The following is a 15,842-nucleotide window of genomic DNA, read 5'->3' as shown; positions in this document are numbered from 1 at the left end:
CGTCACTGTCCCTGTGCGGCGTAGAACGCTTCGACGCCGTCTTTAGACGCAGCCCACCAGGCTTCGTTGGTGCGGTACCAGTCGATCGTTGCAGCAAGGCCTGTTTCGAAGTTTTGGTACGCGGGTGTCCAGCCGAGTTCGGTGCGGAGTTTGGTGGAATCGATCGCGTACCGCATGTCGTGTCCGGCACGGTCGGTGACGTGGTCGTATGCGTCGGGTTCTTGACCCATGTGGGTGAGGATCTGTTCGACGACATCTTTGTTGTTCTTTTCCCCATCGGCCCCGATGAGGTACGTCTCACCGATCGTGCCTTTATCAAGGATGGTGAGCACAGCGCTGGAATGGTCGTCGGCGTGGATCCAGTCGCGGACGTTCTCTCCTGCACCGTAGAGCTTGGGGCGGATGCCGCGGATCACATTCGTGATCTGACGGGGAATGAATTTCTCCACGTGCTGGTACGGCCCGTAGTTGTTGGAACAGTTGCTGATCGTGGCCTTTACCCCAAACGATCGCACCCATGCGCGCACGAGGAGGTCGCTGCCCGCTTTCGTGGAGCTGTAAGGGGAGGAGGGGTTGTAGGGGGTGTGCTCGGTAAACCGGGCCGGGTCATCCAACTCCAGGTCACCGTAGACCTCGTCGGTAGAGATGTGGTGAAAGCGACGGTCGTGCTTTCGGGCAGCTTCCAGGAGCGTGTACGTACCAATGATGTTGGTATCAAGGAATGGGCGCGGGTCGTGGAGACTGTTGTCGTTGTGAGACTCTGCCGCGTAATGCACGACAGCATCCACGTCACCGAAAAGCTCATCAACGAGCCCAGCATCGGCGATGTCGCCCTGAACGAACCGGAACCGGTCCGCCGGAAGGCCTTCAAGAGATGCGAGGTTTCCGGCGTAGGTGAGCTTATCGAGCACAGTGACATGATCGTCAGTATGCGCGAGGACATGGTGCACGAAGTTCGAACCGATGAAACCGGCACCACCGGTGACGAGGAGCTTTCGGGGCATTACTTTTCTCCTCGTTCGAGCAGTTCCATCAAATACGACCCGTACCCGGACTTCATCATCTTCCCGGCACGCTCAGTAAGTTGCTCGTCCGTGAGGAACCCTTGACGCCACGCGATCTCTTCCGGGCATCCGATCTTCATCCCGGTGCGGCGTTCGATCGTTCGGACGTAGTCCGCGGCATCCGTCATCTGATCAAACGTTCCCGTATCCAACCAGGCTGTTCCGCGGGGGAGGACCTCGACCTGCAGTTTCCCGCGCTCCAAATACGCCCGGTTCACATCAGTGATTTCGAGCTCACCACGGGGTGAGGGCTGCAAGTTTCGGGCGATCTCCACGACATCGTTGTCATAGAAATACAGACCCGGGATCGCATAATTCGACTTCGGTGCTGCGGGTTTCTCCTCCAACGAGATCGCACGCCCGCTCTTATCGAACTCGACAACACCGTACGCGGAGGGTTCCGCGACCCAGTACGCGAAGACGGCACCCCCATCAATATCGGTGTACCGCTTCAGCTGTGTACCAAGCCCCGGACCATACAGAAGGTTGTCTCCGAGAACGAGAGCAACCTTGTCATCACCGATGAAATCCGCACCGATCGTGAACGCCTGAGCCAGCCCATCAGGTGAGGGCTGCACGGCGAACTGGATACTGATTCCGAACTGCGATCCATCGCCCAACAACCGCTCGAACGCGTCAGCATCGTGTGGGGTTGTGATCACCAAAATCTCGGACACACCAGCCAACATCAACGTCGACAGCGGGTAATAGACCATCGGCTTGTCATACACCGGCACGAGCTGTTTCGAGACCCCAAGGGTCACGGGATGGAGTCGAGTACCTGAACCGCCCGCAAGAATAATGCCCTTCATGGAATCATTCTTTCATGCGGCCCCGTGGGGCCTGAGCACCTTGCTTAGCCAGGCTCTTCCAATAGTCGGGCGAGCGCATCTTCAACGAGAGGCGGAACCCAATGTTTGTGTCCAAGCCTGACGTGGGGAGCGCGCGTCGAGGTACCCGATAACCCTTCCTCCACCCGCTCAATCGCCCTTTGAGTGAGGCAAGATCACGCCGAAGGACCAGCCGGGCACCGGTAACGATTGCCTCGGTGACGATCGCGCGTGCGGCGTGCCTTCCTTGCAGCACGCCGTAAACCCGTAGCAAGTATCCGCGCCCAAAACCGGAAAGATACCGCTGGCGCTCCGACTCAGTGCCAGCAGAAGCGCCGCCTATGTGGGTGCCAGCGATGAAAGGCACAGCGAGCGCGCCCCAGCCACCCGTGCGAAGTCGAAGGGCGAGCTCAAGTTCTTCGCCGTACATGAAAATGTTCTCGTCTAAGAGGCCGACATCTTCGAGTGCCGCGCGCCGGTAGGCGGCCGCCGCGCCGTACGGGCCGAGCACGGGGGGCACGTGTGCGTGGATATCGTGAACCTGACTTCCATGGAATCTCACGAAGCCTGCGCCCGTCACGTCCGCAGTTATCCCGAACGAATCGATCGTGCCGTCGGGTGCGAGGAGCACGGAGGCGACGCTGCCGAGTGAATCTTCTGCCGCCGAGTCGAAACTGTCGAGAATTTGATCAACCATGCTCGGTACCGCGACGACATCGCTATTGAGCAGCAAGACAAATTCCGAGCTGCCGGAGCGCATGCCCACGTTGCAGGTGGCAGCAAATCCGAGATTTGTTGCGTTAGCAATAATCGTGAACTGCGGAAACCTTTCACGAATTCGAGCCAGTGTGTCATCGGGTGAGAGATCATCGACCACAATGATGCGTGCGCGAGACGTTTGAGTCTCGAGGGCAGCGAGGCAGTCGGCGACATGCGACCACCCGCCATGAACGGGCACAACGATGTCCAATCGCGTCGAACTCGCGGCATCCATATTCATTGAGTCTCCCTCAGTGGCACGGCGGTCGAGTCTAGTCGTGCTCGTGCCGTTGTGCGGCTTATGATCGGTCCGGTACCGGCTTCTCGCACATCGGTTTCAACTCAGACATGTCTTCAGAAAACACCACACCATCGCAGCGCGTGCCCGCGCCCCTCGGATGCATCGTATTAGCGGCATACCGACCCCAGCGGGAACTCTTCGAACGCCAGCTTCGTTCGATTCAGGCGCAGACGGTGTCTGATTTCTCGTGTCTTGTGGTCGCTGACGGCGGCGAAGAAGACGTACGCGAGATGTTGAGATCTATCGTTGGCGACGATGAACGTTTCACGGTGATCGGCGCGGCAAGTCGAGTGGGTTTCTACCTCAACTTCGAGCGGGGTCTGTCTGCGGTGCCCGACACAGCGCAGTGGATCGCGCTGAGCGATCAAGACGACTATTGGCAGCCAGAGAAGTTAGAGAGGATGCTGCCGCATCTGCAGTACGCGTCAATGGTGAGCGCTCAAGCTCGCGTCGTGACGTACCCGGGCGGGGAAGTGCGTGCTGCGACTACCGGGCGTGTGCAGCCTCACGCTGACGACATTCCGATCTTCAATCAATTTACCGGCGGCATGTCTGTACTTCGACGTGACCTGTTGCAACTCGCGCTGCCTTTTCCCCAGTTCGACTCGCCCGCTCAGGTGCACGATCACTGGCTAGCTGTATGTGCTTCTTGCCAAGACGGTGCTGTTGTCATTCCTGACATCGTGCAGGACTACGTTCAGCACGACCAGAACGTTCTTGGTGAGACATCTGATAACGAGTTCGCCATGCTGCAGTCCTGGCGAAATGTGAAGACTCGCGCAGATGCGGCACAGCACGCGGGTGGGCTTCGTCGCTCGGCAGTCATTGCTTTGTCTGCTTACGTAGTCAGTGCTGGGTGGGCGCAGGCGATGACGGTTGCGCTCGTATCCCGCCCCCTGGCGGGCGACACTCGTCTTGAGCGACTTCAAGTGCTTTATGGTCGTCGACGTTCGTTCTGGCGGTCCGTAACGCGTCTTGTAGGCGCTGTCTTGCGACGCCGCATTCCTATCCGAAACGCCGCGGTGTTCGTTGCAGGAACCGCAGTTCGTGGGTTTACGCCAACTGACCGGCGCCCCTGAGTCTCGAAATATCTAGCGAGGAATTCGTTCTCGTCGCAGTACACCAATCGCCGCGATCGACACGAACGTCAAGACGATGACCTCAGAGAGCACGAGGCCGCTCACGATTCCCAGAAGCCCCGCCGTCGTCCCCGCGATGACCATTGCGGGAAGCCCCACAATGGCTGACGTGATGATGGCGATCATCACGATGCGGTCGCCGTGCGCTGGTACCAGTACGTTCCGGATAAGCGGTGTCGTCATCGAAATTATGAAGAACGTCACGCCGTAGGCTGGGAACACTTCGGCCGGCGGTGTCACATCGTCGCCGAGAAGCAGCCGCGTCAGTGGCGCACCAGCTAACGTCAACACCATAAACCCCACGACACCCAGCACGGCATGCAGAGTCAATGCGATGACGTGGCGTCGCATGCGACCATCGACGAAAGATACCTCCAGCACCCACTTTTGGAGGCTGTTTGCGAGGACAGCGATTGCGGTGACCCCGATTCGGTAAACCTTGTCAGCGGAGGTCAACTGTGCGGCAGCCGTTGTGCCGATGACTGCCTGTCCGATCGGGACGGGCGCTGTCGTATAACTGCCGCCGATCCCGTCAGCGACAGCAAGGCGGAAGTTCGAGCGAAACGCCGCCCGCAGCGCTATGGGATCAAGCGGTGGCACAACGGCGCGGTACAGATGAAGATTGAGGAGAATCAGTCCGCCGACGATTCCAGCGAGCATCAGCGTCGGATACGCTGCAACCGATCCCGTGACGAGCATGGCGACGCTGCTGAGAAGGGTGAAGGCCGCAGTAGGAATGGCTTCGTACCACAGGGCCACTCGTGCGCGACCGACACCGACCGAGTACCAAGCGACAGTAAGACCAGTCGCGCCCGTGGCGAGAGCTGCGAGAGCAGCCACCACTCCGAACTCCCCACCGATGAGTACCGCCGCGAGGATCGCACCAGCTGTTCCCGCCACGGCGTACGCGATGATGCGCGACCAAAAGCTCTGCGCGTAGATCTCTTTTTGCATTACGGCGTCGGATGCTTGAGCGACCCGTGCGCCACCGTTTACGTTCCACCCATAGCTTGCAACCATCGCGACAAAGCTGCCGATCGCCTGCCCCGTGCCGATCGCCGCCCATCCCGCTGCACCGTCGATGCGGGAAGCTATGGGGAGAACCAGCAAGGGAACCACCGCCGACATCATCGGCACCGCGCCAAAACCGGCGAACCTTGCAAGCATCGCCTTCATCGCGCTGCCTTTCGGTTGACGACATCATGCAAAACCGCCGCTGTCTGCTGTGCTGAGAGCTCCCAGGTGAAGCGCGATCCCCAGCTCCGCCGGTGGGAGCGTGCGCTCTCGCTGTCGGGAGTCGAGAGAACGCGGACGATTTCTGCCCCAAAGGTCACGGCTTCACGAGCGTCCGTGTAGGTGGAGACATCGCCGCCCACCTCGCGCAAGACCGGAATATCGTTAGCGATCACCCGGCACCCGCGACGCAGAGCGTCAACGATCGGCAGGCCAAACCCCTCGGCGAGCGAAGGGCATATGTATATTTCGCACACAGAGTACAGCGCCTCAAGCTGATCATGAGTGATCCAGCCTGGCAGGATCACGTCACGCTCTAGCCCGAGGGATCGGACCAGATCTGCCAACGGATCTTTGCCGTGACTGCCCGGTATGACGAGGAGCGGGCGCTCCGACGGAGCTAATGTCGCTACGGCTCGGATCAGGCCGTCGAAGTTTTTATGAGGCATCCGGTTGCCCGTGCTGAGAACGATCGGGCGACGAGTGTCGATGCCGAGTTGCCGCATTGCGCCGTGGACATCCGGTGCACGTTCCGGGAGAGTGCTGCCATTCAGGACGACGTGCACGGAATCGGGATCGATCTCCATATACCGGCGGATGGCTTCAGAGGTCGCCTGCGAGATCGTTATGAGCTGATCCGAAGAGCGCGCCGCTCGCGTCATCAGCCACGATGTGACAGCACGCGACAGACGCTCACGCGTGCTTCCTGGGATTTCACGGTAGATCAGATCGTGAATTGTTGTGACACGGGGCACGCCACGTCGGATCGGCCCGAAATTCGCCGGAGACCACACGAGGTTTGCCGTTACCGATCGCGCCACGCGGTCGAGTGCGAAGAGTTCACCGAGAGCCCAGAACGAGCTTGATGCGCGCACCCACGGAACCGTGACGACCTGTCCTGGAAAGAACGCACCCACGCGCTCGGTGCCGTCCCTTCCTGTCACCGCAACGAACTCGGCATTGGGAAGTAGCTGGGGCAATCGAGTGATGATTTCGCGCGCGTACGTTTCAGTGCCGCCGCGTCTTCCGGTATAGCCCAGAAGATCGATCAGAATGCGTGTGCGCACGCTCAGTTTTCAATAATGGCTTCGGGCCGAGTCTCGCGGCGCGGGATAGTGAGAACTCCAGCGAAGAAGCTCATCAGTATCGTTTGGAATCCCAGCATGATGCCGAGCGCGCTCGGCACTGCGATCCGGAGGACTTGGCCAGCCTCGAGCGGTCCAAAGTCAAGATTTCCCCAGCGCACTACCTGCACGATGCCGATCAGTATGCCCAGGAGGAAGATCGCGAGACCCACGAGTAAACCTCGCTCCTGTGTCCAGCTCGCGGCCACCGCGCGATACCGCGGGCTGGCTGGCAAGAAGCCTTCTTGTGTTGCATAGAGCTTCGTGAGCCACGCGAACATCAGCGCTTGATAGCCAATCGCGCAAAGTGCGGTCGCGTAGACCATTGTTGTGACGTCGAAACCTACCCCGCCGACTTGAATTGGACCGATCGCGAGAGCCCCCACCGCGATTGCACCAATAAGGAATGCCACGAGGCCCGGGTAGATGAAGAGCCACCTCGGTGAAAAGAGCAGCAGGAACCTGAGGTGACGCCAGCCGTCGTGCCAGCTCCGCAGGTGCGGCGGACGCGAACGTCCGTCTTTCTTCAACGTCGTGGGAACCTCTTCGACCCGGTAGCGAGCGAGCGAAGCTTTCACGACCATTTCGGAGGCAAACTCCATGCCGGTCGTCTGCAACTCAAGTTCCGTGATCCGACGGCGATTGAAGCCGCGCAGACCGCAGTGGAAATCGCCGATGCCGGGGCGGAAAAATAGCTGCCCTATTCCGGAAAGCACGGGATTACCGAGGTACTTGTGGAGGGGCGGCATCGCTCCGGGCTCAATTCCACCCTTGAACCTATTGCCCATGACGAGGTCCGCTCCGCCACGAAGTCGCTCAACGTAGCCATCAAGGTTGACGAAGTCGTAGCTATCGTCTGCATCGCCCATGATGATGTACGTTCCACGAGCTGCTTCAATGCCCGCGATGAGCGCCGCCCCGTAGCCGCGCTGCGGCGCGTCAACGACGCGGGCGCCTAAGCGTGTCGCGATTGACTGCGAACCGTCGGTGCTGCCGTTATCAGAGATGACGACTTCGCCGGCAATCCCGGACCGTTCGATGAAGCCCAGTGCTTTCCGAACGCATACTTCGAGAGTCTCCGCCTCATTCAAGCAGGGCATGAGAATCGTCAACTCGACTGAGTCATCTCCGTGGTACGTGTTCATGGGCGTCCTTCCTCAGCCTCACGGCGGATCAGCCGCGAGGGGTGTGCATCGTTTAGAGCGGAACCGGGGGTGCCGATTACCTCGACGATGCGACTCACTGTTCGTTCAATCGTCCGCGATGTGATCGCTTCTTCATACCAGGATCGTGTACGCCGGCGGAGATCAGCCCCGCCACGCACGGACGCGATGATTGATGATGCCAAGTCTCTCGGATTCGTGCTCGCGGCAACAAAACCATTGACGTCATCCGTCACCAACTCAGTCGAGGCGTTTCCTTCGTCGCTTACGAGCACTACCGGAGTTCCGTGCGCGGCCGCTTCGACGACGACAAGGCCGTACCCTTCACGTTTCGAAGGATTTGCCAAGCACGCAGCGCGTGCCATCAATCCGTCGAGCTCTTCTTGCGAAACAAATCCTGGCAAATCGGTCCACAAATCACCGTCGGCACGCGCGACTTCTTCTCTGATGAGCGACGTGGTCTGTCCGGTTCCGAGAATGACCATCTCCAGATCGGGAATTGTCTGGCGCGCCAGTTTCACAGCCGCGGGCAGTACCTCGACTCTTTTGTCTGAGATGTGTCGTCCCGCATACAGCACGAATGGCGGGTCAGCTGCTTTCTCAGCGAACGTCGCCACCGAAGTGTTGTCGATAAGGCCCGGGCTCACGAGAGGCGCGCTCCGTAATCCTTCAGCGCGGAGTCGCCTTGCGCTGAGTTGGGAGTGGCATGTCGCATGGGGGGACAGCAGAATGGCCAGTTTTTGAAGAACCCACGCGACGGTTCCCATCACCGGCCCCGAGTACGCTCGCCACTGCTGCGCACCCCATACCTCTAGATAGTCGACGATGACAGTGGTACCCGATCCACACAGGGCCAATCGGGCGGCGAAGACGTTGAGCACGGGCAGGGCGCTCACGATCACAGCTCGGTATTGACGTCGTCGACGAACAAGTTCGCGAAAAAGTCCCCACGCAAACCCGAGCGCCGCAGCAGGTCGTCGCACACCCTGCTGATCGTAAAGTGCGAGCGGACCTGTGACAGGTACAATCGAAAACTCGGTGTTCTGTGGTGGCTCGTCGTCCCACTGCGATGTCGTGAGGTAATCGACGTCGAATCCCCGTCGCTGAAGTTCTTCGGCGAACCCACGATATTGGCGCTCGCCGCCGCCGGTGCTCAGGGGAAAAAGGCAGTCGTACGCTATCGCGATGCTTCGTCGTCGCATGGATCAGCAGCCTTCGATGCGGAACAGTCGAGCATCGGGGCCTTCTTCGTCGACGAGCACCAGGTGATCCGAAGGATCCAGGTTCTGGATGCCCTCCCGGTCGGCAGCAGCGTCGGGATCACTGAACACGTTACGATCGCCGAAATCCAACACGTAAGACACGCCAAGGCTCTGAACCACAGCGCAAACCCGCGGGTCAGTGTCGATGTCGTTCAAATGCGCGTCAATGTAGGTTTCGTCTTCGTCGCGAGCCCCGAAGACGTGCTTTTCGAGCACGTTTCTTCCGGCAATTGCATAAGCCAACGACACGCCGGTCCAGGGGCTGCCGGCGATCACTGCGTCTGACGGTGTCGTGTCGTCGAGACGAGAGATGAGTGCCGCTTCGTCGGTGCTGAGGAGCGCTGACGCGTCATTCATTGTGTACGAACCGCGCGCCGCCGTTGCCATCGTCGTGACGTTCGGACCGATGGCGACAAGGAACAGTGCCGCCGCGGCAACTGTTGCGAGCGCCGCTTTGACGAGATGAGGTGATGCGGCGACGAACTTCACACGGCGCACGGCATCGACAACGACTAATGCGCCGTAGGTTGCAACGGGAATTCCCGCGATCGGGAGAAGAGCGGCTAAGCGGTAGGGATCGTTGTACCAGGGGTTCGTCACCATCTCGCGTAGCAACGTGTCGACGGGCGTACCTGAAACAAGAATGAACATGAACCCGGCCACCGCTGCCGGGATGAGAACCGGTAGATGGGCCGGTCGTCGAACCACAGCGATAATGCCGATCGCGAGCAGCAGTGCTGTCGCAAGTGTGATGGGGTACGCACGCGGAGAGAGCAGGAGTGCTTCACCAATCGCTTGCGCAGTGCTTTGCCATGGCCCCCACCGTGACATGCCCCAGTTCGTGCGGGAAAAACGCCAGAGGAGTAGACCGGTGAGAAGAAGAAGTAGAGCGGCGGCGCCGTTGAATATCCATGCCCGTCGAGACTTGTTCTGCAGTGCTCTTCGTGCCAGTTCGAACAGTGCCAGGAATACGGCGAAGGCAAAGAGCGCCAGGAACGCGTTCGGGTGGCCAAGTCCGATTCCAGCACATACAACTGCGAGCAGAACGATGTGCCGAGTAATTGTTGCTACGCCTCGCAGTCGAAGCAACTCCCACACAATTGCGATGCCCGCGGGTAATACTGCATACCCCATCGCATTCGGGTAGAGCACGCCGAAGTCGAACAGCAGAATCGGAAATGCTCCGAAAGCGGTGGAAAGTGCTGCGGTGGCCGCTATCGCTGCGGCGCGCTCACGGAAGATCGTTGCGCCGAGCGCCATGGCGGATGCGGGCCACGCGATCGCGCCGATAGCGATATTCGCCGCGTTTACCGACAGCGGTATCGATGCGCCGGTTGTCAGCGCTGTGAGAGAAGAGAGGCTGTGCCAAGCGTTGGGGTAGAACGGGATATCGGTCGTGGTGCCAATATTGAGTGCCGAAGCATTGGCGGTGTCGACCGCGAAGCGCACGGTATTCAGGTGGACAATAGCGTCGAAAGTCTGCGAAATGCTCTCTGGAGTCATGAAGACGTATGTGAGCTGAGCCCAGAGGGCGACCGCGGCAAGCACTAATCCGCCAACCGTCGCGACGATGCGTCGTGGCGACGGTGTGAGAAGGACCTCCGTGCCGACCCAGCGCCTGATGGCATACGCTGCCAAAGCTGCTACAGCGGTCAAGCCAATGACTGGGATCCAAGACCAAGACATGCCCACGAGCGGTGCGAGGGTCGCCGATACTGCCAAGATAGCGACAGATACGGCAGGGGCCATCAGTAGAAGCCGCAGCCGATGCCAGCCCCAGCCAGCGAGCACGATGACGAGCCCTGGAATTATGAGGGCGGCTGTGGCTACGAGGAACGCGGGGACGGCGCTTAGCCAAACTTCACTCATGCGATACCCCTCTTAATGACACAGTGAGCAATCGTATCCGACAGCTTGCTTTGTGACCCCTGGGTGCGCGCAGCGGAGTCTTGATGCGGTCTAGGTACACTCTTCTGAACCCACTTTCCGGCATCCGATGTCGTGTAAGTCACCGCAGCTCAGAAAGAACTCACAATGGATCTTCTCGTCGTCGGCTCTGGATTCTTCGGGCTCACGATCGCTGAGCGGGCCGCAGCCGCGGGTCGCCGCGTCACTGTGATTGATCGCAGGCATCACGTCGGGGGTAATGCGTACTCCGAAAATGAGCGTTCCACGGGGATCGAAGTGCACCGCTACGGTGCGCACCTTTTCCACACTTCCAACGCGACGGTGTGGGAGTACGTAAACCGCTTCACGGCTTTCACCTCCTATGTGCACCGGGTCTACACAACGCACAAAGGGCAGGTCTTCCCGCTGCCAATCAACCTCGGGACGATCAACCAGTTCTTTCAGGCCGCGTACTCTCCGAGCGAAGCGCGCGCACTCATTCACGAACTCGCTGGCGAGTTCGATACGAAAGAGGCGCAGAACCTCGAGGAGAAGGCTATTGGGCTGATCGGACGCCCGCTCTACGAAGCATTCATTCGGGACTACACCGCCAAACAGTGGCAGACGGATCCGAAGAACCTGCCAGCTGAAGTCATCAGCAGGCTCCCGGTGCGTTACAACTACGACAACCGCTACTTCAACGACACCTGGGAAGGTCTTCCCGTTGACGGCTACACGGCATGGCTCGAGCGTATGGCTGATCACCCGAACATCGAGGTGAAGCTCAACACCGACTTTTTCGACGAATCGCAGCCGTTGAATAAGAAGGCCGTCGTCGGTCAGCTTCCGATCGTCTACACGGGACCGGTCGATCGCTACTTCGATAATTCCGCCGGGGAGCTGTCGTGGCGTACGCTCGATTTCACTGAGGAGGTTCTGGACGTCGCTGACTTTCAGGGCACGAGCGTCATGAACTATGCGGACGCCGATGTTCCATTCACACGCATCCACGAATTCAAGCACTTCCACCCCGAGCGTGCAGATCGATACCCCGCCGATAAGACAGTCATCATGCGGGAGTTCTCCCGGTTCGCCACGCGCGACGACGAGCCTTACTACCCGGTGAATACGCCCGAGGACCGAGCGGGCGTCTTGGCCTACCGCGAGCTTCAAAAGGGTGAGCGTGACGTCTTCTTTGGCGGGCGTCTCGGTACCTACCAGTACCTGGATATGCACATGGCCATCGGATCCGCGCTGTCGATGTGGCAAAACCAGCTCAACTGAGCTCGATCAACGCGATTCGGATGCAGCGAGCACGTCACGGAGCTTCTCATTGAGGTACGGTGCGATGGTTTTGGCGTAAGTCGCCGTGAGGTGGCGACCATCGCGGTAGACGATGACATGTCCAACGACCGGCGAGCAGTTCTCTGGCCCGCAATAGAGATCGGTGAGATCGACAGTGTACGAGTTCGGGTCACTCGCTGCTGCCTCGTTGAGACCGTCAGGCTTGAGAGCCTCTGCGCGGCTGATCGAGCACTCATCGGTGGCGTCAAGGCCGTACTGCTCCACGCACTCCAGCGAGTCTGCGGGGAGCCATGGATTGTCGATGAGGGCTATAACGGGCACGTCTAGAGATGGACGTTTGCCCCACGCACTGCTCATCCCATTAACGACCTCAGAGAAAGCGACATCCTGATCTACCGTGGTGACTTCCGCGCTGAGAGGACGACGCGCCTTAGTTGTGACAATGGCGTCTACATCGGGATTATCTCCAACAAATGAAGCCAACGAGTCTCGCCACTGAGCGCATTCATCTTGTAGCGCCTCTGTTGGTTGAACGAGGTCGACATCTGTCCAGTAGCATCCTGCTCGACCGGCGACGTCTATTCGCCAGTTGTTCTCTTGTGCGATCAGTTCGTAGGCCCCAAGTAGCGCATTGCTATGAGAGTCACCTACGACGAGTAGATGCTTGTCGAAGCCTGAGGCCGGCCCGAGCGTGCACGAATTGAAAGTCGGGTCTCCTCCAGTTGACCAGCACTCGGAGCGGTTGTCGTTGTCGTCAGTAACCTCAGTGAGGTTGGGCACCAAAATGCCGTCGAGGTCGGGGTTCACGCAACCCGGTTCCGCCAAGCTCGCGGCTCCGAGGCAGGGAGACGTCCCGGCTTCAATGGCCCGCGTCACTTCTTCAAAGTGCGCGTTTTCTTGACGCACGATGAGTGCTCCAGCCGCGGGCAACGCTAAAACGATCGCCATACCGATAGCGCTCACCGCCGCGATGGTCCGAGGTCGAGCTCTCCCCAGTAGCCGGGGGGAGAACCTCACCCGGTCTTCCCACAACAACGTCGCGGCGGCTCCCATTGCGATGGCTCCCACGATAATCAGCAGCTTCTCGATAGTCGTAAGCGGGTGCTGTGTGATGTACGGGAGAAGAATAATCGGCGGCCAGTGCCAGAGATAAACCGCGTATGAAATTCGTCCGAGAAACGCGATCAGGGTGAACTTGCCCAGCGCGGAGGCGAAGGTGTCTGAACCTGCCCAGATGACGAGCGCCGTCCCGAGAACGGGAAGCGCAGCAGCCGAACCAGGAAAAGGCGTTGACTCGGAGAAGAATCCGATTGCGATCCCGATGCTTGCCAAACCGACGAGAGTTATGAATCTTTTCGCTACGGCGTTCTTCAGCCTTGGGAGGACAGGAATGAGTGCACCGACGCCAAACTCCCAAACCCGTGTGAGGGTCGAAAAATACGCCTCGCTCTCTGACCAATGCGTGAGCCAGATGCTGTAAAAGAAAGACAGAAGCGTAATGGCGCCGAGAAATGAATAGATGGCGATGCTGCGGTTCCATCTAAATCGTCGAATCGCGAACACAAAGGCGATGAGGAGGAGGGGAAGCGCGATGTAGAACTGCTCTTCGACCGAGAGCGTCCAAAAATGCTGCACCGGAGACGCGCCGTTATCCGCGGCCGAGTAGTCCACGCTGTTGGCGGCGAGCAACCAGTTCTGAACATAGAGCGTCGACGCAGCGACTTCGGTGAGAAACTGCTGCCACAGCGTACGGGGCACCCAAATGAGAATCGCAATTCCGGTCAGTGCAAGCACGAGGAGGGCATCAGGAAGAAGTCGCTTCGCTCTCCGCGACCAGAACCTTCCGACTGAGATACGTCCCGCCGTGTTCAGCTCCGAGAGGAGGTGGCTCGTGATGAGGAATCCGCTGATGACGAAGAAGACATCCACCCCAACGAATCCACCACTGACGCGGTTGGGCCACAGATGATAAATGAGCACTGCGCCAACAGCGAGAGCGCGGAGACCCTGAATTTCAGGACGGAAGCTCTTCCTGCTGGACGCTTTCATCTCAGAAGGAAGGACAGCGCTCACCCGGCCAACTCTCGTTGTTCGCGGTCTTCTGGCGACACAAGAATCGCGCGCACCGACATGACCGCGCCCGTGATGAGCAAGGCGCACGCCAAGCCGGCGATTACTGTGGTCGTGCCCGCGGGGAGCGAGGAACTATGAAAGATCCACTTTGTAAGGGCGCTGCGCCACTGGGCCCAAAGGTCGTCGCCATAAAAGTAGATCCCTGAGACGGCGAGTCCGAAGAAGGCCATAGCGACTGACGCGGCAATTGTCCCGAGAGCTAGCGCCGTTCGGGCTGATCGCTCGCGCACAATATTTGACAGCGCAAGCGCTGCGAGTGCGAGAACCAAAACGATAAAGGGATAGAAGTACCGGCCGTGCATACCTCTGTACGCAGTTGTTTCTGCGTACGCACCCCAACTCACTCGCAGCATGAGAACCGCACTGATCAAGATCGGCGAAACAAGTATCGCCGCAGTGCGCAGTGTTTTCTTGCGTCGAAGCATTCCAGTGAGTACCAGAACGATGCACGTGACTGTGGCGAAATCTACAAGAATCTGGGGTAGGGGAGCGTTTACGCGTCCAAACCAGCCCCAGAAAGTGGCCGGTGTCACACGCCACATCTCGTCGATAAAGTCTCCGATGCTGGGGCCCGTACCCGGAGCCCAGGTCGTGTCACTAAGGAGATATCCGTAGGGCTGGAGCGTCCCGAACAATACAAGATTTCGGATCCACCACCACTGTCCGAAAACGAGCGACACAAGCAATGGCCACGCTGTTTGCCATAGCCGTTGTGGCCATGCGCGAGGATGGCCTGCGCCGAAGAGTAAGACCAGCACAACCAAGATTCCATAAGCGAGAAGGGTGCCCTTCGCCAGGCCCGCCAGACCAAAAGCGACTCCGAGGCCAAGAAGTACGGATCTCCTGCGATCACCACAGAGGATCTTTATGCTCAGCCACGCCACGATAGACCCGACCAGAATCGCGAACGTGTCGTTGTTCGCGACGCCGAGCATTTGAGCCAATCCCGGAACCAAAAATATCGCCATCGCCGCTAAGATGCCTGCTTTTCGAGATCGCGTGAGTGTTCGCGTAGCGCTCCATGCTAGCCACACCAGAGGTGCCGCTAGTATCGCCCCCAACAGTCTCACGAGCAGCGCTGCCTGGTCCCATCGCCAGTCCTCAGCGCCGAATATCTTGACGACACCTGCAGCGATCACGTAGTAAAGCGGAGGATGCTGCGTCATCTGATCAAGTCGGTCGCTGGCATCGGGATGCTGGGCGGCGAGGTCGCTCAGTACGCTTCGATCCTCGGGCGCAAGCTGCCGCTCCTCACCGAGCATCGTTACGTATTCTGGGATTCGCGCTTCGCCCGGGTCGGGCCACGACAGGTCGTCCGCAACACGTAGCACGCTCGATAGATGTGATGTCTCATCAGGGGCGAGCAACGGCGGGGTGAGAATGCTCCAGGTCGCGCAAATAAAAACGAGTGCGGCCGTCAGCACCCAGACGAGCAGCGGTGCCCGCTCTGTCGGCTCGGCCTGGCGGGATTCGCTGAGCTCCCTTGAGCCGCCGGCACGGAATGAAGATCGCATGCGCTCTCCTTGAGGAGTCTGTGATGGACAAGTCAAGCTTGGAGCTTGTGCGGGTCATTGTGCGTTCGAGGTAGTCGTGCGAGGCCATCGGCTAGGATACTACGGGCTGCTGCGTGACAAGAGCTGGC

Annotated in this window: 12 protein-coding genes; 2 read left to right on the top strand and 10 right to left on the bottom strand. The window is 59.3% G+C overall.

Annotated features, from left to right (window positions below; all coding sequences use genetic code 11):
- Window positions 1-2: 2 nt before the first annotated feature.
- The 3 genes from rfbB to G6N83_RS03015 are packed head-to-tail and all read right to left on the bottom strand — an operon-like array spanning window position 3 to window position 2,888.
- Window positions 3-1,004, bottom strand: coding sequence for a dTDP-glucose 4,6-dehydratase (gene rfbB, locus G6N83_RS03025; protein WP_165139161.1), 1,002 nt, complete (start codon window positions 1,002-1,004; stop codon window positions 3-5).
- Complete coding sequence (gene rfbA / locus G6N83_RS03020; RefSeq protein ID WP_165139159.1) at window positions 1,004-1,876, bottom strand: glucose-1-phosphate thymidylyltransferase RfbA; 873 nt, start codon at window positions 1,874-1,876, stop codon at window positions 1,004-1,006. Before rfbA ends, rfbB begins: the two co-directional genes overlap by 1 nt.
- A gap of 4 nt (window positions 1,877-1,880) precedes the next feature.
- Window positions 1,881-2,888: a glycosyltransferase family 2 protein gene (locus G6N83_RS03015; RefSeq protein WP_165139157.1), complete on the bottom strand. Its 1,008-nt coding sequence runs from the start codon at window positions 2,886-2,888 to the stop codon at window positions 1,881-1,883.
- Between the two features lie 113 nt (window positions 2,889-3,001).
- Between G6N83_RS03015 and G6N83_RS03010 the strand changes: the two genes are divergently transcribed.
- Window positions 3,002-4,033: a glycosyltransferase gene (locus G6N83_RS03010; protein WP_165139155.1), complete on the top strand. Its 1,032-nt coding sequence runs from the start codon at window positions 3,002-3,004 to the stop codon at window positions 4,031-4,033.
- Window positions 4,034-4,045: 12 nt separating this feature from the next.
- Here G6N83_RS03010 and G6N83_RS03005 read toward each other — a convergent pair whose 3' ends face one another.
- The 5 genes from G6N83_RS03005 to G6N83_RS02985 are packed head-to-tail and all read right to left on the bottom strand — an operon-like array spanning window position 4,046 to window position 10,744.
- Entirely contained in the window at window positions 4,046-5,269 is a 1,224-nt protein-coding gene (locus G6N83_RS03005) for a hypothetical protein (RefSeq protein WP_165139153.1), read from the bottom strand.
- Window positions 5,266-6,393 (bottom strand): glycosyltransferase family 4 protein, encoded by a 1,128-nt coding sequence (locus G6N83_RS03000; protein ID WP_165139151.1) that lies wholly within the window; start codon window positions 6,391-6,393, stop codon window positions 5,266-5,268. The genes G6N83_RS03005 and G6N83_RS03000 overlap by 4 nt, the downstream gene beginning before the upstream one ends.
- A 2-nt stretch (window positions 6,394-6,395) precedes the next feature.
- Entirely contained in the window at window positions 6,396-7,595 is a 1,200-nt protein-coding gene (locus G6N83_RS02995) for a glycosyltransferase family 2 protein (RefSeq protein WP_165139149.1), read from the bottom strand.
- Complete coding sequence (locus G6N83_RS02990; RefSeq protein WP_165139147.1) at window positions 7,592-8,815, bottom strand: glycosyltransferase family 4 protein; 1,224 nt, start codon at window positions 8,813-8,815, stop codon at window positions 7,592-7,594. The genes G6N83_RS02995 and G6N83_RS02990 overlap by 4 nt, the downstream gene beginning before the upstream one ends.
- A 3-nt stretch (window positions 8,816-8,818) precedes the next feature.
- Window positions 8,819-10,744, bottom strand: a complete 1,926-nt coding sequence (locus tag G6N83_RS02985; protein ID WP_165139145.1) for a DUF6541 family protein — start codon at window positions 10,742-10,744, stop codon at window positions 8,819-8,821.
- A gap of 165 nt (window positions 10,745-10,909) precedes the next feature.
- Between G6N83_RS02985 and glf the strand changes: the two genes are divergently transcribed.
- Complete coding sequence (glf, locus tag G6N83_RS02980) at window positions 10,910-12,046, top strand: UDP-galactopyranose mutase (protein WP_165139143.1); 1,137 nt, start codon at window positions 10,910-10,912, stop codon at window positions 12,044-12,046.
- 6 nt (window positions 12,047-12,052) lie between these two features.
- On the opposite strand, the gene G6N83_RS02975 is transcribed toward glf, so the two are convergent.
- Window positions 12,053-14,140, bottom strand: coding sequence for an acyltransferase family protein (locus G6N83_RS02975; protein WP_165139141.1), 2,088 nt, complete (start codon window positions 14,138-14,140; stop codon window positions 12,053-12,055).
- A complete protein-coding gene (locus G6N83_RS02970; RefSeq protein WP_165139139.1) occupies window positions 14,137-15,714 on the bottom strand; it encodes a DUF2142 domain-containing protein in 1,578 nt (525 codons plus the stop codon). Before G6N83_RS02970 ends, G6N83_RS02975 begins: the two co-directional genes overlap by 4 nt.
- Window positions 15,715-15,842: the final 128 nt, after the last annotated feature.

Source organism: Microbacterium endophyticum (assembly GCF_011047135.1).
Lineage (GTDB): Bacteria > Actinomycetota > Actinomycetes > Actinomycetales > Microbacteriaceae > Microbacterium > Microbacterium endophyticum.
This window is presented reverse-complemented; position numbering and strand designations above follow the sequence as displayed.